The following is a 15,947-nucleotide window of genomic DNA, read 5'->3' as shown; positions in this document are numbered from 1 at the left end:
AGCAAAACGGCAACTTCGGTTGCCGTTTTTAGTGTGTATTCCCTCTCCCTGTGGGAGAGGGTCAGGGTGAGGGCATCAGGCCGCATAAGGTTAAAGCAAAACGGCAACTTCGGTTGCCGTTTTTAGTATGTATTCCCTCTCCCCGTGGGAGAGGGTCAGGGTGAGGGCATCAGGCCGCACAACATCACCCTCGGTTACGCATCACCCCTTCCTGCACCGTCGAGGCGACCAGCACGCCATCCTGCGTATAAAACTCCCCGCGGACAAACCCGCGCGCGCTTGATGCCGACGTACTTTCCACACTGTAGAGCAACCACTCATTCATGTTGAATGGACGGTGGAACCACATCGAGTGGTCGATGGTGGCGACCTGCATCCCCTTTTCCAGGAACCCCACGCCGTGCGGCTGCAGCGCCACAGGCAGGAAGTTAAAGTCAGATGCATAGCCCAGCAGGTACTGATGAACGCGGAGATCTTCCGGCACTGTACCGTTGGCACGCATCCAGACCTGACGTTTCGGTTCTGCAGTGTGGCCTTTCATCGGGTTATGGAATTCAACGGGGCGGATCTCAAGCGGCTTATCGCAGAGGAACTTCTCCTTTACCTGTGGCGGAAGCAGATGCGCCAGCGCGCGGGCGATATCGGTTTCCGATTTGAGATCGTCAGGCGAAGGGGCTGGCGGCATCACTTTTTGATGCTCATAGCCCGGTTCAGGCGCCTGGAAAGAGGCGGTCATGTAAAAGATCGGTTTGCCATGTTGAATGGCTGCCACGCGGCGAGCACTAAAACTGTTGCCATCTCTGAGCACTTCAACGTCATAGACAATGGGTTTTGCGCTATCGCCAGGGCGCAGGAAGTAACTGTGAAAGGAGTGCACCAGACGGTCAGTCGGGACGGTTTCCTTGGCTGCGTACAGCGCTTGTCCCACGACCTGCCCACCGAAGACCTGGCGTAAACCCAAATCTTCGCTCTGTCCGCGAAAGAGTCCTTCCTCAATTTTTTCCAGATTCAGTAATGTCAGCAGATTGTTCAGTGCCTGACTCATAGTCGTCCTCAATAAACGCCGTGGCGAAAGATACGCAGAGTATAACGCAGAAATGAAAGTGGTCCGATGGGTAGATTAGTCTGAATATCGGGGAGAATTCAGGCGTTAATCATTGATTTGTGCCACACTTGAATACGTTATGTGAATGAAACGACATCGGATGGGATCGATCCCGCTGGTGCATTGATGATAAGGAGACTTCAATGAAACTCGTGCCTATGCTAAGTGGTATAGCTATTGCGGTGGCGTTGTCCGCCTGTGCAGGTAAGAGCGCTCAGGTGCCGGTGCCCGCAGCTGACCCGAACGGGATTAATACACTTTCACAGCAGTCAATTCAGCAGCCAAATGTATCCGGTACAATCTGGATCAAGCAAAGAGTGGCTCTGCCGCCGGATGCGGTATTAACGGTAACGCTGTCTGATGCTTCACTGGCCGATGCACCGTCGAAAGTGCTGGCGCAGCGTGCGGTTCGCACCGAGGGTAAACAGGCGCCATTTAGCTTCGTACTGCCTTACAATCCAGCAGATGTGCAGCCAAATGCGCGTATCCTGCTGAGTGCGGCGGTAACGATCAACGATAAACTGGTCTTTATTACCGACACGGTGCACGAAGCGATTAACAACGGTGGAACAAAAGTTGACCTGAATCTGGTCCCGGTGCAGCAAACGGAAGTTCCGCTTGCGCCTCAGACTAACCAGCCGGCCGTCGCAACCCCGCCTACGCAGCTGTAATTCCTGCCTTTACCCTCTCCTGCGGGAGAGGGTTCAGTACACCCAACGGTATTTCTGCAAATCGATCTGTCCCGAACCTGACACCTGCACACCTTCTGACAATAACGCCTGACGCTGGCGCTGCAAATCCGGCCCGGTAAGCGAAATGGCACCGTGACGATTCACCACACGATGCCACGGCAAAGCACTTCCTTCCGGGAGCCGCTTCAGAACGCCACCGACCTGACGTGCTGCACGCGGAGAGCCTGCAAGACGCGCTACCTCACCGTAGGTGGTCACAACCCCTTCCGGGATGGAGGCCACGATTTGCCACACGCGTTGCGGGAAAGAGTCATGTTCGTCCATTTATCACTCCAGTGGGTCGTAATGAAGTGTGATGGTAAACGAAGATGAAGGCGATTGCCGCTTAAGTTTGCGCAATAAACCAGCATCCAGATGCCCATGGCTTGCAATTGACGGGCGGCATAGGGATAATGCGCCAGCGCGTTGGTTAACAACGCTCTCAATGGGGGCTCTGTTGGTTCTCCCGCAACGCTACTCTGTTCACCAGGTCAGGTCCGGAAGGAAGCAGCCAGGGCAGACGACGTGTGTGCCGGGATGTAGCTGGCAGGGCCCCCACCCATTTCTCCCCGCCCCAAAAAAAATCTTCTGCTTTAGATAGCGTTGCTCTCAGGCTATTAATCCTTATAGATAAAGTGGTTTTATAAGCCCGGAAATATATCTTTCATTTAACTGAAATAATATTGTCATAAACCTGTAATAATAGACTGTCATTTTATTATCGGGTGTCTTTTTTCCGTCATAAGCAAAAAATATATATCTGGATTAGAAAGTTAACTTCGTGTATTAAATTAAACACGTATTCCGAAGGGAAGTGACAATTATGGCTACTGCGGTTTTAAATGTTAAAATTGATGAAGCGCTAAAAGAAAGACTTCGCCACTATGCCGAAGTTAATAATGAGAATTTAAGCGTGACCACAGAGAAACTGCTGCTGCTGGCGTTTGAAGCAGTAGAAGAGGCGGGAGTATCGGAAGAGGATATTGATAATCAGCATACGGAAGAAGAGAGCATTTCTCCATTTACTCCTAAAGAAATCAAGGCACTACGTAAACTTCTGAAGAAGAGAAAATGAAACAACAACTGTCGACCGCCCATGACTACAAAGAGGCCTGCGATCTGTTGCGTTCAGGCTATGTTAAACATGTACGTCTTGGCTGGAATGTAGGAAGTGATGAGTTCTTTCGTATTGCGTCTGACTGGTGTGATACCGGCGCAAAAATAAAGAAAGAGGGTGAAGATTTTGTTATTTCACTGAAAGGTTTCCCGATTCCTCCTCAGCACTAATTCCTGAACTGTGAAAACAGCTGACTGCCTCTATGACAGTCAGCTGTTTTTATTATTTACGAAAAAATTTTATACCAGGCTCCGTTTAATCGAGGGCGTGGTTTTGTTCAGGGCGAGCCACAACGGCTTGATTCTCAATAACGCTTGCTCGAGTTCTTCCGGTTCAAGTGAGAAAGGCATACGCAAATAGCGATCAAATGCCCCTGAAAGGCCGAACCGCGTGCCGGTCCCCATGTTGATCCCAATCGTCTCAGCCCGTGCGGCGAGCTGCGTTGCCAGCATCCCCGGCAGTTCAATCCAGTACGAAAGCCCGCCTTCGGCTTCATGGAAGGTCCAGTCCGGGAAATGCTCGCGCAGGAGTTCCCCGCACTTGTTCCGTCGTTCCACCAGCATTTTCCGGCGAGCGGGCAAAAAGGTTTCGCTGTTTTCGATAAGCCACAGCGTTGCCAGCTGTTCCAGCAGAGGGGAGCCGAGGTCCAGCGTATCGCGCGCCTGAGCAAGCGCCGCGATGGTGCGTGAAGAGGCGCGGATCCAGCCGAGACGCAGTCCACCCCAGAAGCTTTTCCCGGCAGAGCCCAGCGTAATCACCGCCGCCCCAGGATTAAACGCTGCCAGAGGGGGCGGCGGCGGCGCATCAAACCAGAGATCGAGCATGGTTTCGTCCACGACCAGCGTGGTACGAGTCCGCGCGGCGATGTCGGTGATCGTCTGACGCGTTGCAGCGTCCATACAGCGTCCCGTTGGATTATGAAAATCCGGCATCAGGTAGGCCAGGCGCGGGGCCGTTTGGGCAAGCGTTGCCGCGAAACCGTCGGTATCCCAGCCGCTTTCAGGCAGTGATACGCCTACCGGTCGGCAGAGGGCCCCCTGAATAGCGGCGATCGCCAGCGGGTAGGTTGGATGGTCGACGACGATGCGATCGCCTGGCCCGGTCATCATGCGCAATACCAGCGCAAAGCCGCTGACGGCACCATTTACGACCATCACTTCGTCTGCCCGCGTTGGCAGCCCGCGCGCGGTATAGCGTGCGGCAATGGCTTCCCGCAGCGCGGGCAACCCGAGCTGGTCATAGCCCGTCAGCGCAAGGTGCTGGGTAATCGCCGTCAGCGCATGGGTATACGCCTGATGGATTTCGGGCCCGGCGTTGAGTGCGGCGGTGGAGAGGTCCAGCGCCGCGCTGGCCGCGGAAAGCGTCGGTACCGCGCGGGTATCCGGCAGGATCACGCGTGAGCCGCTGCCGTGGCGACTTTCCAGATAACCCTCTTCCCGCAGATGGGCGAGCGCGCTGCCAACGGTGGTTCGGCTGACGTTTAGCGTACTGGCTAATTCCCTCTCACCTGGTAGCCGCGTATTCAGCGCCAGTCTGCCATCCAGAATAAGCAGACGTAACGCATCGGCCAGTTGACGCCACAGCGGCGTACGCGATGAGGATTGTTGCCAGTGGCCTAAAAGGCGTGCCAGAGACTGGCTTCCGAAACGACGAGATGACATATGCAGTCCACTATTTAGAAACTGGACATTAATCATAGAGCCATTTTGACCCAATATGAAACTCTGGTTCACTGGAGAAGATAAAAATGGTACGTCGTCTGCTACAGCTTTATGTCGGTTTAGGGCTTTATGGTCTTTCCACCGCGATGTTTATTCGTGCGGATCTGGGCGTCGATCCGTGGGACGTCTTTCACCTTGGGGTGGCCTTACAAACGGGGATGACCATTGGTACGGTCATCATTGTGACCGGTGCGGCGGTGCTTCTGCTGTGGATCCCGCTGCGTCAGATGCCCGGGCTGGGCACCCTCAGTAACGTTATCTGTATTGGCCTGGCGGCAGATGCTTCAATGGCATTAATCCCTGAGTTGAGTTCGCTGCCTGTCCGCATCGCGCTGCTGGTGTCCGGGATCGTCGCGAACGCCATAGCAACCGGGATGTATATCGGTGCAGGTTTTGGGTCAGGTCCGCGCGACGGCCTGATGACCGGGATCCACGCCCGGTTAGGCTGGTCAATCCGCAGCGTGCGCACCTCCATTGAAGTCTCTGTCCTGATTATCGGTTGCCTGCTTGGCGGTTCATTTGGTGTGGGGACAGTGATTTACGCCCTGACCATCGGCCCGCTTATCCAGCTCTGTTTGCCGTGGTTCCGTCAAAAGCCGCCTATCGAGACGGTTCCTCAGCCTGAGCGGGTTGTTTAATTTTGCGAAGCGCTCACATGTTTTAATGGCGTCCCTGTGCCAGAATAGCGGCTTGTTATCAAGCGATGCCGGACTGCATGAAAGCGATCACACTCTATGACGTAGCCCTCCTTGCGGGGGTGTCTTACCAGACCGTGTCCCGCGTGATTAATGGCGCGGAGCACGTCTCCACCCGCACGCGGGAAAAGGTGCAGCAGGCGATGGCTGAGCTGCACTATGTGCCTAATCGGGGCGCACAGCAGCTTGCGGGGAAACGGACCCGGACGCTGGGGCTGATCACCACCGATCTGGCCCTGCATGCGCCCTCGCAAATTGTCTCAGCGGTAAAATCCCGCGCGGCAGAGCAGGGGGCAAGCGTCTTAATTTCAATGGTGGAGCATGTTCAGCAATGCCAGGCTGCGGTGCAGGAACTGCTGGCTCAGCGTGTGGAAGCCTTACTGGTCAACGTCCCGCTGGACGATCCTGACGCAGAGCAGCTTCAGAAAATGGCTTTGCCTGTGCCTGTTCTGTTCCTCGATGTTTCCCCTTCGGCGCAGGTCAACAGTCTGGTATTTAACGCCGGGCAGGGGGCCGCGCTGGGCGCGGAACATCTGATTTCTCTGGGGCATCAGCGCATCGCTCTTCTCAGTGGACCAGAGAGTTCCGTTTCAGCGCGTGCGCGTCTGGCGGGCTGGAAAACGACCCTGGCACAAGCCGGTCTTGAAGCCGCTGACGAGGTTCATGGCGACTGGAGCGCCGCCTCCGGATATGAAAAAGGCCACCAGCTTTTATCCGGATCGCAACTACCTGACGCCATTCTGGTCGCGAACGATCAGATGGCGCTGGGCGTGATGCGCGCCTGCGTTGAGAAGGGCATTGCTATACCGGGCCAGATATCGATTGTCGGGTTTGATGACACGGCCGACAGCGCCTGGTTTTCACCGCCGCTGACCACCGTTCGGCAGGCTTTTCGTGAAGCGGGCGAGCGCAGCGTGGAATGGCTGCTGACGCCGACGAGAAGCGAAAAATGCTGGCAAGAGCAGCTTCCCGTCACGCTGATCGCGCGTCATTCGAGCGCCCGTCGCGCAGCCGATCGGGTTGATCGGGAAGAGCTTGCCCATCAACTGAGAAATCTGGCATTGCTGGCTGAAAAAATCGCGCGGGGATAAATCTTTTGTGATCCGGCTCGCTACGTGAGGATCGCACACTTTACCCTTCTCTGTTGCCAGGGCATGTTGACTAAAATTGTGAGCGCTTCGCAAAGAGGTTATTATGTCTGACACATCATCGCTGACCCTCAGCGCACTTCTGGCTCGTCGGGACTGGGAAAACCCCGGGGTAACGCAGTGGAATCGCCTGGCGGCCCACGCGCCGTTTCACAGCTGGCGTGACGAAGCCTCTGCCAGAGAAGAGGCGAAAACCCCGAACAAACGTTCTCTCAACGGGGTGTGGCAGTTTAGCTTTTTTGCAGCACCAGAACAGGTTACGCAGGCATGGGTAGAAGAGGATTATACCGATGCCGTCGCGATGCCCGTTCCTTCGAACTGGCAGATGCAGGGCTTTGATACGCCGATCTACACCAATGTGACCTATCCGATCCCCGTCAATCCGCCCTGCGTTCCGACAGAGAATCCTACCGGTTGTTACTCGCTCACATTTGAGATGGATGACGCCTGGCTGCACGGCGGGCAAACCCGCATTATCTTCGACGGGGTAAACTCAGCATTCCATCTCTGGTGCAACGGCCAGTGGATTGGCTATTCCCAGGACAGTCGCCTGCCCGCCGAGTTTGATCTCACGGCAGCGCTGCGTTCAGGCCAGAATCGTCTTGCGGTCATGGTGCTGCGCTGGTGCGACGGGAGCTATCTTGAAGATCAGGATATGTGGCGCATGAGCGGTATTTTCCGTGACGTATCGCTGCTGCATAAGCCTGAGACGCAGATTGCGGATTACCACGTTGTGACCAATCTCAACGCAGAGTGCGACCGCGCAATGCTTAACGTCGACGTCACGCTGGCCGGCTCCTGCTATTCAGCCTGCGAAGTGGTCATCACCCTGTGGCGAAACGGCGAAAAATGCGCCAGCGTCACGCAACGCCCCGGCTCTGCGGTGGTCGACGAGCGAGGGCGCTGGGCCGAGCGGCTAGCGGTGGCGATCCCCGTCAAAGATCCCGCACTGTGGAGTGCGGAAACGCCTGAACTTTACCGGCTGACAATTGCGCTTAGGGACGCACAGGGTGATGTGCTGGACGTCGAGGCATGCGACGTCGGCTTTCGCCGGGTTGAAATCAGCAATGGCCTGCTGAAGCTAAACGGTAAACCGCTGCTGATTCGGGGCGTGAACCGCCATGAGCATCATCCGGAAAACGGGCAGGTGATGGATGAAGCGACGATGCGCCGCGATATCGAGCTGATGAAGCAGCATAACTTTAACGCCGTCCGTTGCTCGCATTACCCGAATCATCCGCTGTGGTACAGGCTTTGCGATCGCTACGGTCTGTACGTTGTGGACGAGGCCAATATCGAAACCCACGGCATGTTGCCAATGAGCCGTCTTGCTGACGATCCCCGCTGGCTGCCTGCCATGAGTGAACGCGTGACCCGCATGGTGCAGCGCGATCGTAACCATCCGTCCATTATCATCTGGTCGCTGGGGAATGAGTCCGGACACGGTGCAAACCATGATGCGCTTTACCGCTGGCTGAAAACTACCGATCCAACGCGCCCTGTACAGTACGAAGGCGGTGGGGCGAATACGGCAGCAACCGACATTGTCTGTCCGATGTATGCTCGTGTTGATCAGGACCAGCCGTTCCCTACGGTGCCAAAATGGGCGATCAAAAAATGGATCGGCATGCCGGATGAAACTCGCCCGCTGATCCTCTGTGAATATGCCCACGCGATGGGCAACAGCTTTGGCGGGTTCGCCAGGTACTGGCAGGCATTTCGCAGTCATCCGCGCCTGCAGGGCGGGTTCGTCTGGGACTGGGTCGACCAGGCGCTGACGAAGAAAGACGAAAACGGCAAACCCTTCTGGGCTTACGGCGGTGACTTCGGTGATAAACCGAATGACCGACAGTTCTGCCTGAATGGTCTGGTATTCCCGGATCGCACGCCGCATCCGGCGCTATATGAAGCGCAGCGCGCGCAGCAGTTTTTCACCTTTACGTGCGTGAGTACCTCTCCGCTAGTGATTGAGGTGAAAAGTGATTACCTGTTCCGCCATACCGACAACGACGTGGCGAGATGGTCGGTTACCCGCGACGGGGAGGTGCTGGCTCAGGGTGAGGTTGCGCTTTCCATTGCCCCTCAGGGGCAGCAGCGTCTGGAAATCTCGCTGCCGACGCTGACGGCCGAGCCGGGAGAGGCCTGGCTTAATGTGGAGGTTATCCAGCCGCAGGCAACAGCCTGGTCACCGGCGAATCATCGCTGCGCGTGGGATCAGTGGCTGCTTCCGACGCCGCTGTACGTTACGCCACCGCGGGCAGTCGGGATCCCGCCGGTATTCACAGAGCAGGATGATGTGCTGGACATTACCCATGGAGAGCAACGCTGGCGGTTCGATCGCGCCTCGGGAAATCTCACGCAGTGGTGGAACAAGGGCGTTGAAACGCTGCGCTCGCCGCTGACGGATAACTTTACCCGTGCGCCACTGGATAATGACATTGGCGTGAGCGAAGCCACGCAAATCGATCCGAATGCCTGGGTTGAACGCTGGAAAGCGGCCGGAATGATTGAGATGTCTGCTCGCCTGCTTATGTGTGAAGCGGAATCGCATGCCAATGACGTGGTCGTGACCACGCGACACGTCTGGGAGTATCGCGGTAAGGCGCTGTTTTTGAGCCATAAGGTCTGGCGGATTGACGATTGCGGCGTGCTGCATGGAGATGTGCAGGTGCAGGTGGCGTCCGATATTCCCGAGCCCGCGCGTATAGGCCTGAGCGTCCAGTTTGCTCAGGTACCGGATACGGTGCGCTGGCTGGGGCTGGGGCCGTTCGAGAACTATCCGGACAGGAAGCTCGCGGCGCAGCAGGGGCGCTGGACTTTGCCGCTCGATGCGATGCAGACCCCCTACATTTTCCCGACAGAAAATGGTCTGCGCTGTGACACTCGAGAGCTTGTCTGCGGGGCGCACGTGCTTCAGGGAAATTTCCATTTCTCCGTCAGCCGCCACAGCCAACAGCAGCTTCGTGAGACAACGCATCAGCACTTACTGTGCGATGAGCCGGGCTGCTGGCTCAACCTGGATGCATTCCATATGGGCGTTGGCGGTGATGATTCCTGGAGCCCAAGCGTTTCACCTGAATTCATCCTGCAACATCGTCAGCTTCGCTACACCTTTAGCTGGCATCAGAACGCACTTTAGCGCGCCAGTCGCGGCCACCGTGGGTGGCCGCGTCGCTCAGGATAAAATTCCGCTCAGCCCGTGAAGACTCATAGTGATCCCGACGAGGGTAATCAGTGCCGCAGATATCCAGGGCGCTTTTCGCGAAAACTTGCTGAAACCCGGCCAGCGCTTCGTCGCGTGCTTAAGGCTTAAGGCGGCAATCGCGCCTGAAGCCACCAGCGTCAGTGCGAGGCCAATACTGAAGCTGAACACCAGCGTTGCGCCGAGTGCGAAGTGCTTGAGCTGCAGGCAAATCAGCAGCACCGTGATGGACGCCGGGCAGGGAATAAGCCCGCCCGTCAGGCCAAACAGGGCGATCTGCCCGGTAGTGACGTTTTGTCCGTTGAAACGACGGTTAATATCCTGGGCATGCGCGCGCTGGTGGGCGTCTTGCCACTCTTCTTCAACCAGTTGATGACCAGGGTTGTGATGATCATGATGATGCTCGTGCTCGTGCTCGTGCTCGTGCTCGTGCTCGTGCTCGTGCTCGTGATGATGATGCTCGTGCGGCTGGCTCTCTTTCCAGGTGCGCCAGGCCATCCAGAGCGCGATCGCAATGATCAACACGCCAGAGATCAGCTGGAACCAGGGCTCAGACGTATGAGCATCCCAGCCCCGACCAAACCATAATCCCGCCATCGCAATGATCCAGACCACCGCCGTGTGAGACAGGGTTGCGGCAAGCCCGAGAAGGATCGCCTGCTTAAGTGTCCCGCGGATCGCCACGATAAAAGCGGCCATCATCGTTTTTGAGTGGCCCGGCTCAAGGCCGTGCAGCGCACCGAGCAAAATAGCGCTGGGCACAAACAGCCAGGCGTTGCCTTGTTGAAGGAGAGAAGCAAAATCGTTCATTGAACATTCCGGGAGAAAAATTGTGCTCTGATACTACTCCCCCCCAGTAGTCTAATACTACCCCCCAGTAGAAAAATACTCAGAGGGAGTAGGGCGTGATATGCTTAAAACGTCAAAATTAGGGGGAAAGAGATGTCACATACGGTTCGCGACAAGAAGATGTTATTAACCCGCCTGAAAAAAATTCAGGGGCAGAGCAACGCGCTGGAAAAAATGCTTAATAGCGACCACGAATGCGCCGATGTTCTCCAGCAGCTGGCAGCGATCCGCGGGGCGGTCAACGGCATGATGATGCAGGTGATCGAGGGCCATTTAACCGATCACGTGGTGAAAGAGCCCGAAGAAGAGCAGCGTGAAGCCGATCTTGGCGTGGTTTTAAAGGTGATCAAATCCTACCTTAAGTAGAATGTGTCTTGAGGTTTATTTCCGCCCAGAGAATAAACTCCTCCCTTGGCAGCGCCTTACTGTAGTACCACCCCTGTCCATACTGCACCCCGTGAAGGTGCAGCCAGCGGAGCTGCCCGTCGGTCTCTATACCCTCCGCCACCATGGCCAGATTCAGCGATTTCGCCATTTCAATAATGTGCGGGGTGACGTTTTTATACTCCAGCGCGTCCACAAACGACTTATCAATCTTTAACGTGTCGACGTCCAGATCCTGTAGGTAGCTCAGACTGGAATAACCGGTACCAAAATCATCGATATAGATGGCATGACCCGAACGGCGGAATGCCGCGATGGCCGGTGCGCTAATTTTAGGATCGGCAAAGCCGCGCTCGGTTAACTCAAGGGCGATCTGCCTGGGATGGACTTTCCACTTATTGAGCAACTGGCTCAGCAGAGGCGGCAACTTGCCGGAGAGTAAATCGGCAGGCGCAAGGTTAATGGAAATATGCTGATCGCCATGCAGATGTAGCCAGTGACCCATATCCTCAAACAGTTTTTCGATGACTAGCTGCGTCAGTTGCGAAATAAGGCCCGTCTGTTCCGCTAGCGGAACGAAAATTTCCGGTGAGAGATAGCTCCCGTCAGGCTGTGGCCAGCGGGCAAGTGCCTCTGCACCGACAATTTTCCCACTGCAGAGCGCCACAATGGGCTGGTAGTTAACCACAAATTCGCGGTTATTAATCGCATCAAGCAGCCTGTAGCGTGGGGATTGTATACGCCGCAGAATACGCAGAACAAAAAGCGCGGCAAGCAGGCTTATCAACACGCCAAACGGCAGCCAGAAAAGAAGCTGCCGATGCCAGGTTTCAGCCAGCGGTTTTAACGCCGCCCAGGCGACGATATTAAACCCCAGTTCAGGAACAGGCTTAATAATATACATTGAGCCGTTGTACTGAACGCGGGTCATTTCCCGATCGACAATCATGTTGCGGATATGAGGAGCAAGCGTGTCGCTGCTGGCAAAAACGAGGTGTGTTGAGCTGCCTACCAGCGCGGCATCAATTGCGATCTCACCGAAAGGGATCACGTCCACCAACGAGGCTGGATCGATCAGCACAAGGTAATGGCCTTTGCCCAGTGCGGCCATATAGCGGTTAAAACCAAGATCGTTTTGCGTGGTCAGCCAGGCACTGTAACCATCTGCAGTAATGCGCATCGGGGGCGGGAAAGCGGCTGCGTCGCTGTCTTGTTCCAGCGAGGAGCAGAGGGGCTTCAGGCTGTCGATGTAGATCACTTCCTGAACATAACGCCATGAGAAAGCAACCCGACGCATTTCCCGTAAATGTAGATAACTACAGGGAGGCCCCTCAAAGGCCTGAAGCCGGGTCAGCGCTTCTTTTGCCTGATCAACAACCCTGTCTGTACGAAGCAGCACGCGGGAGGCGTAACTATCAAGCACATCGACAAATTTATCCTCCGCCTGGCGATGCGCCAGCCAGATACTGAGGCAAATCGGTACCAGCACAGAAAAGATCAGTATGCCTGTGACCAGGCTGACCAGATGTCGGGTTTTCATGCTGCTGTTTCCTTTCTCATATGCCTGTTTCCGGGCACAGAGTCGCTTGTCGGAGGCGAAAGATTTTTCCGCGAAATGATATAGTTATAGCACGCAGGCGTCATGATTTTCATTTTGTCGCAGACCTTTAAGGAAGTTTTGCGAGGAAGGGGGGGAATTTTCAGGGGTTGTTTTTTCAACTGAGCCTGGATATTATTTTGTTATGTTATAACAAAACATGAAGAGCGTATGATGAAACCTGATATCCATCCAGCCTATCGCACCGTGGTGTTTCACGACACCAGTGCCAACGAATACTTTAAAGTCGGATCGACCATCAAGACCGACCGTGAAATTGAGCTCGACGGTGAAACGTATCCGTACATCACCATCGAAGTCTCTTCAAAATCACACCCGTTTTATACCGGTAAGCAGAAAACGTTCTCGACGGATGGCAGCGCTGCGCGCTTCCGCAAACGTTTTGGCGGCTTTCTTAATGCGAAGCGGGGTTAACCATGCAGGTACTTAACTCGCTGCGCAGTGCGAAACAGCGTCATCCGGATTGCCAGATCGTAAAACGCAAGGGACGCTTGTATGTCATTTGCAAATCGAACCCGCGCTTTAAAGCCGTTCAGGGTCGTAAAAAAAGACGCTAAAAGCGCGTTTCACGCCAACTTTCCAGGGATCTGATCTGTTTGCCATCGACGGTAAAATTGTCGGTGGCAAGCCAGTTTTCAAACGCTTTCGCCAGCATCGGCCACTCGCTGTCGATGATTGAGAACCAGTCCGTATCCCGGTTGTGTCCTTTCGTCACCAGAGCCTGACGAAAGCGCCCTTCAAACTGAAATCCCAGACGGAGCGCCGCCTTGCGGGAAGGTTCGTTCAGGCTGTTACATTTCCATTCATAGCGGCGGTATCCCAGCACGTCGAACGCATACTGCATCAGAAGATATTGCGCTTCTGTGGACATCGGCGTGCGGCTAAGAAGAGGGGAGAAATGAACGTGTCCCACCTCCATAACACCGTTTGTCGGATCGATACGCATCAGCGCCAGCGTACCGACCGGTGCCTGAGTCTGATTATCAATGACGGTGAAATGTATCGGATCCGGTAATTCACATACGCTTGCCACCCACGCGGCAAATTCGCCTGCGGTGGCATCAGGTTCACGCAGCAGCCATGTCCAGCTGCGGGTATCTTCTGCCAGAAGATAGGCGGAAAAGAGGGCATCGGCATGTTCCACACGCAGCGGCTCCAGCCGACAGTAGCGGCCATGCAGATGCACGCGGGAAGGAGGCTGGCGGGGGTGCCAGTCGATAAGTTCATCGCCAACAGGTTGTCCAAACTGATTGAATGTTCTCATGTTATTTTCCGCTCTGCTGTAAGTGATCCCAGAGTAAATAAATGCTGGTTCCTTAAAAAGTACCAGTGAGGTATGTTCTGGTGGTACCACGGAGAGAGAAAATGAATATACCTGGCGATGAATTTTATACCCTGATTACTGCTGCGCTGAAAAAGCGCGGTGAAGAGACCTTGCAGCGCACGCTGTATCTTGCCATGCGTGAAGCTGTCCTGCAGGGAAGGCTGCAGGCTGAAAGTCGCTTACCGGGTTCCCGGGTGATTGCGCAGCAGCTTTCCGTGTCCCGTAACACCGTCAATGCGGCGCTTGAGCAACTTTCGCTCGAAGGGTATCTGCTGCGCAGTCGTCAGGGTACACGCGTGGCGCAACTGGCGCAGCGCGGAAATCGACAGGATTTTCCCGAGCCGATCGTTACGCTGGCTAAGCGGGTGACGCAGCTGCCAGAGCCGACGCCGCGGGAGACGCCGGTACTCGCTTTTACGCCCGGCACGCCAGCCATCAATTATTTTCCTCTTCCGCTCTGGCGGCGCTTGTACGATCGCGTTTTACGCGAGGAAGGGAGTGCATTGCTTGGCTATGGCGATCCGGCCGGGGAATCCTCATTGCGTGAGGCGATTGCCCGCCATCTTGCCCTGTCGCGGGGGATTGATTGCGATGCCAGCCAGATTGTGATTACCGAGGGGGCTTTGGAAGGGGTGAATCTCTGCACGCAGTTGTTGAGCGAGCCGGGGGATATCGCGTGGATTGAAGATCCCGGCTATGCGGGGGCAAAAAGCGCGTTTGCGAAATCGGGCTTGACGATGACAGGCATGCCCGTGGACGATGAGGGTATGGACTGGGAAGGGCAACCTGCAGCGCGTCCTACACTTATCTTTACTTCGCCTTCGCATCAGTTTCCCTACGGGAGCGTGCTGAGCGCGCGTCGGCGCTTGTCATTGCTGGCGCTGGCGCTCCAGCATAAGGCCTGGATTATCGAGGACGACTACGACAGCGAGTTTCGATATACCGGAGAGCCGGTGCCAGCAATGCTGGGAATGGTCAACAACGCGCCGGTGGTTTATCTGGGAACATTCAGTAAAACGCTGTTCCCGTCGCTCCGAATCGGTTTTATGGTCATCCCACCGTCGCTGGCAAACGCGGCGCGTCCGGCCGTTGGTGCGTTATTGCGTGGGGGGCATCGTGCCGAACAGCGTACGCTGGCGCTGTTTATTGAAGAGGGCCATTACGCTCGTCATCTTGCCGCCATGCGTCGGCTCTATCGGAAACGCTACCGGCAGCTGCGCGACGTGCTCAACGCGGAGCTACATGTCGCGCATCGTGTTCTGGCGGCGGAGGGCGGCATGCACCTGACGGTGGCGATTGACGGGATTAATGACAAGGCGATTGTTCAGCAGGCGAGGGCATTTCAGCTGGCCCCCGCGGCGTTAAGCGGGTACTACCTGACGCCGAAGCAGGGGCAAACCGGTCTGGTTCTGGGGTACGGTAATACCTCTGCTTCTCAGTTTGCGTCAGGTATCCGACGCCTACAGACGCTGATTACACAGCAGCAGGACGGGAAAGCGTAAATACGTCATAGAAAGAGAGCTGGCCTTTGGTTGAAACCATTTTCTGCAGCTTCTCTTTCTGCCCGGTCTCCACAGCAGGGGAGTGTAAAATGCTGTCGATCAATTCTGTCGGCACAAAGCGCGTGTTGTACCACTCGCCGTTATAGCAGACCCGGAAATCAAGCACGTCGATATCTTCGTAGCGGTAGCGGGGATTAACGTCGAAAAAGAAGAATGCGTTAAATACCACAAACAGCACAACGAGCAGCCAGACGGAGTCCACCAGGGTTTCGGATGTCAGCATCACCACAAGCGTTGCCAGCCAGGCAGCGTACATGGCGACAAACAGTCCCGGATGCTTGCGGATGAAGCTAATGCTAAAACGCGGGCGATTGTCGCGCTTTTCGCGATGGTTAAGATCGTCGATGGTGGCGGTGAGCAGGCGCTGTATCTCGGTCATTTTCTGCCTTCATGATTGTTGAAAATACAGGAGATCTGCCTATTTTAGGGGAGCAACCAGGCTGAAAAAAGTAACAGTCAGGCGCTAAAAGACCATAACAGTTGGCTCCCCG

The 15,947-nt window shown here is 55.5% G+C and carries 17 protein-coding genes and 1 other RNA gene; 11 read left to right on the top strand and 7 right to left on the bottom strand.

Going from position 1 to position 15,947, the window contains the following annotated elements:
- Positions 1-184 precede the first annotated feature (184 nt).
- The gene (tesB, locus tag KW829_RS21305; protein ID WP_089599328.1) at positions 185-1,045 is read right to left on the bottom strand and encodes an acyl-CoA thioesterase II; all 861 of its coding nucleotides are present in this window, start codon (positions 1,043-1,045) and stop codon (positions 185-187) included.
- 203 nt (positions 1,046-1,248) lie between these two features.
- Between tesB and KW829_RS21300 the strand changes: the two genes are divergently transcribed.
- On the top strand, positions 1,249-1,776 hold the full coding sequence (locus KW829_RS21300; protein ID WP_010428141.1) for a YbaY family lipoprotein: 528 nt from the start codon (positions 1,249-1,251) through the stop codon (positions 1,774-1,776).
- A 33-nt stretch (positions 1,777-1,809) separates the two neighbouring features.
- Here the strand turns inward: KW829_RS21300 and KW829_RS21295 are convergent, their stop codons facing one another.
- On the bottom strand, positions 1,810-2,121 hold the full coding sequence (locus tag KW829_RS21295) for an MGMT family protein (RefSeq protein ID WP_010428142.1): 312 nt from the start codon (positions 2,119-2,121) through the stop codon (positions 1,810-1,812).
- 170 nt (positions 2,122-2,291) lie between these two features.
- Here KW829_RS21295 and ffs point away from each other — a divergent pair.
- The 3 genes from ffs to KW829_RS21280 all read left to right on the top strand — a co-directional run bounded on the left by ffs (position 2,292) and on the right by KW829_RS21280 (position 3,123).
- An RNA gene (gene ffs, locus KW829_RS21290) (signal recognition particle sRNA small type) lies at positions 2,292-2,388 on the top strand.
- A gap of 271 nt (positions 2,389-2,659) precedes the next feature.
- Positions 2,660-2,911, top strand: coding sequence for a hypothetical protein (locus tag KW829_RS21285; RefSeq protein WP_199887082.1), 252 nt, complete (start codon positions 2,660-2,662; stop codon positions 2,909-2,911).
- Entirely contained in the window at positions 2,908-3,123 is a 216-nt protein-coding gene (locus tag KW829_RS21280) for a hypothetical protein (RefSeq protein WP_010428144.1), read from the top strand. Before KW829_RS21285 ends, KW829_RS21280 begins: the two co-directional genes overlap by 4 nt.
- 69 nt (positions 3,124-3,192) lie before the next feature.
- Here KW829_RS21280 and KW829_RS21275 read toward each other — a convergent pair whose 3' ends face one another.
- Positions 3,193-4,614 (bottom strand): PLP-dependent aminotransferase family protein, encoded by a 1,422-nt coding sequence (locus tag KW829_RS21275; protein ID WP_218309028.1) that lies wholly within the window; start codon positions 4,612-4,614, stop codon positions 3,193-3,195.
- An 86-nt stretch (positions 4,615-4,700) separates the two neighbouring features.
- Between KW829_RS21275 and KW829_RS21270 the strand changes: the two genes are divergently transcribed.
- From KW829_RS21270 to KW829_RS21260, 3 genes are all read left to right on the top strand, one after another.
- A complete protein-coding gene (locus KW829_RS21270; protein WP_218309027.1) occupies positions 4,701-5,312 on the top strand; it encodes a YitT family protein in 612 nt (203 codons plus the stop codon).
- Positions 5,313-5,389: 77 nt separating this feature from the next.
- Positions 5,390-6,460 carry a LacI family DNA-binding transcriptional regulator gene (locus KW829_RS21265; RefSeq protein WP_218309026.1) on the top strand — a complete coding sequence of 357 codons (1,071 nt, stop codon included), beginning with the start codon at positions 5,390-5,392 and terminating at the stop codon, positions 6,458-6,460.
- A gap of 103 nt (positions 6,461-6,563) precedes the next feature.
- Positions 6,564-9,656, top strand: a complete 3,093-nt coding sequence (locus tag KW829_RS21260) for a beta-galactosidase (protein ID WP_218309025.1) — start codon at positions 6,564-6,566, stop codon at positions 9,654-9,656.
- Between the two features lie 36 nt (positions 9,657-9,692).
- On the opposite strand, the gene KW829_RS21255 is transcribed toward KW829_RS21260, so the two are convergent.
- Positions 9,693-10,529, bottom strand: coding sequence for a nickel/cobalt efflux protein RcnA (locus tag KW829_RS21255; RefSeq protein WP_218309024.1), 837 nt, complete (start codon positions 10,527-10,529; stop codon positions 9,693-9,695).
- Between the two features lie 132 nt (positions 10,530-10,661).
- Between KW829_RS21255 and KW829_RS21250 the strand changes: the two genes are divergently transcribed.
- Positions 10,662-10,934, top strand: coding sequence for a metal/formaldehyde-sensitive transcriptional repressor (locus tag KW829_RS21250; RefSeq protein WP_010428149.1), 273 nt, complete (start codon positions 10,662-10,664; stop codon positions 10,932-10,934).
- Here KW829_RS21250 and KW829_RS21245 read toward each other — a convergent pair.
- Positions 10,927-12,492, bottom strand: coding sequence for an EAL domain-containing protein (locus KW829_RS21245; RefSeq protein ID WP_010428151.1), 1,566 nt, complete (start codon positions 12,490-12,492; stop codon positions 10,927-10,929). The two genes, KW829_RS21250 and KW829_RS21245, sit on opposite strands and share 8 nt — an antisense overlap.
- 231 nt (positions 12,493-12,723) lie before the next feature.
- On the opposite strand from KW829_RS21245, the gene KW829_RS21240 reads away from it, so the two are divergent.
- Both KW829_RS21240 and ykgO read left to right on the top strand, forming a co-directional pair.
- On the top strand, positions 12,724-12,984 hold the full coding sequence (locus tag KW829_RS21240) for a type B 50S ribosomal protein L31 (protein WP_010428154.1): 261 nt from the start codon (positions 12,724-12,726) through the stop codon (positions 12,982-12,984).
- 2 nt (positions 12,985-12,986) lie between these two features.
- Complete coding sequence (ykgO, locus tag KW829_RS21235; RefSeq protein WP_003859006.1) at positions 12,987-13,127, top strand: type B 50S ribosomal protein L36; 141 nt, start codon at positions 12,987-12,989, stop codon at positions 13,125-13,127.
- Here the strand turns inward: ykgO and KW829_RS21230 are convergent.
- Positions 13,124-13,834, bottom strand: a complete 711-nt coding sequence (locus KW829_RS21230) for a GNAT family N-acetyltransferase (protein ID WP_218309023.1) — start codon at positions 13,832-13,834, stop codon at positions 13,124-13,126. The genes ykgO and KW829_RS21230 overlap by 4 nt on opposite strands.
- 101 nt (positions 13,835-13,935) lie before the next feature.
- Between KW829_RS21230 and KW829_RS21225 the strand changes: the two genes are divergently transcribed.
- A complete protein-coding gene (locus KW829_RS21225; protein WP_218309022.1) occupies positions 13,936-15,396 on the top strand; it encodes a PLP-dependent aminotransferase family protein in 1,461 nt (486 codons plus the stop codon).
- Here KW829_RS21225 and KW829_RS21220 read toward each other — a convergent pair.
- Positions 15,368-15,835 carry a YlaC family protein gene (locus tag KW829_RS21220; protein WP_089597999.1) on the bottom strand — a complete coding sequence of 156 codons (468 nt, stop codon included), beginning with the start codon at positions 15,833-15,835 and terminating at the stop codon, positions 15,368-15,370. The genes KW829_RS21225 and KW829_RS21220 overlap by 29 nt on opposite strands.
- Positions 15,836-15,947: the final 112 nt, after the last annotated feature.

Origin of the sequence: Enterobacter sp. ENT02, assembly GCF_019219165.1 — a bacterium.
Lineage (GTDB): Bacteria > Pseudomonadota > Gammaproteobacteria > Enterobacterales > Enterobacteriaceae > Enterobacter > Enterobacter mori.
This window is presented reverse-complemented; position numbering and strand designations above follow the sequence as displayed.

What these genes read in the sequence shown, in the direction of transcription:
- KW829_RS21250 (WP_010428149.1), top strand. Translation starts at nt 10,662, where the DNA reads ATGTCACATACGGTTCGCGACAAGAAGATGTTATTAACCCGCCTGAAA.
- KW829_RS21225 (WP_218309022.1), top strand. Translation starts at nt 13,936, where the DNA reads ATGAATATACCTGGCGATGAATTTTATACCCTGATTACTGCTGCGCTG.
- KW829_RS21260 (WP_218309025.1), top strand. Translation starts at nt 6,564, where the DNA reads ATGTCTGACACATCATCGCTGACCCTCAGCGCACTTCTGGCTCGTCGG.
- KW829_RS21295 (WP_010428142.1), bottom strand. Translation starts at nt 2,121, where the DNA reads ATGGACGAACATGACTCTTTCCCGCAACGCGTGTGGCAAATCGTGGCC.
- tesB (WP_089599328.1), bottom strand. Translation starts at nt 1,045, where the DNA reads ATGAGTCAGGCACTGAACAATCTGCTGACATTACTGAATCTGGAAAAA.
- KW829_RS21280 (WP_010428144.1), top strand. Translation starts at nt 2,908, where the DNA reads ATGAAACAACAACTGTCGACCGCCCATGACTACAAAGAGGCCTGCGAT.
- KW829_RS21285 (WP_199887082.1), top strand. Translation starts at nt 2,660, where the DNA reads ATGGCTACTGCGGTTTTAAATGTTAAAATTGATGAAGCGCTAAAAGAA.
- KW829_RS21275 (WP_218309028.1), bottom strand. Translation starts at nt 4,614, where the DNA reads ATGTCATCTCGTCGTTTCGGAAGCCAGTCTCTGGCACGCCTTTTAGGC.
- KW829_RS21270 (WP_218309027.1), top strand. Translation starts at nt 4,701, where the DNA reads ATGGTACGTCGTCTGCTACAGCTTTATGTCGGTTTAGGGCTTTATGGT.
- KW829_RS21245 (WP_010428151.1), bottom strand. Translation starts at nt 12,492, where the DNA reads ATGAAAACCCGACATCTGGTCAGCCTGGTCACAGGCATACTGATCTTT.
- KW829_RS21300 (WP_010428141.1), top strand. Translation starts at nt 1,249, where the DNA reads ATGAAACTCGTGCCTATGCTAAGTGGTATAGCTATTGCGGTGGCGTTG.
- KW829_RS21220 (WP_089597999.1), bottom strand. Translation starts at nt 15,835, where the DNA reads ATGACCGAGATACAGCGCCTGCTCACCGCCACCATCGACGATCTTAAC.
- KW829_RS21255 (WP_218309024.1), bottom strand. Translation starts at nt 10,529, where the DNA reads ATGAACGATTTTGCTTCTCTCCTTCAACAAGGCAACGCCTGGCTGTTT.
- ykgO (WP_003859006.1), top strand. Translation starts at nt 12,987, where the DNA reads ATGCAGGTACTTAACTCGCTGCGCAGTGCGAAACAGCGTCATCCGGAT.
- KW829_RS21240 (WP_010428154.1), top strand. Translation starts at nt 12,724, where the DNA reads ATGAAACCTGATATCCATCCAGCCTATCGCACCGTGGTGTTTCACGAC.
- KW829_RS21265 (WP_218309026.1), top strand. Translation starts at nt 5,390, where the DNA reads ATGAAAGCGATCACACTCTATGACGTAGCCCTCCTTGCGGGGGTGTCT.
- KW829_RS21230 (WP_218309023.1), bottom strand. Translation starts at nt 13,834, where the DNA reads ATGAGAACATTCAATCAGTTTGGACAACCTGTTGGCGATGAACTTATC.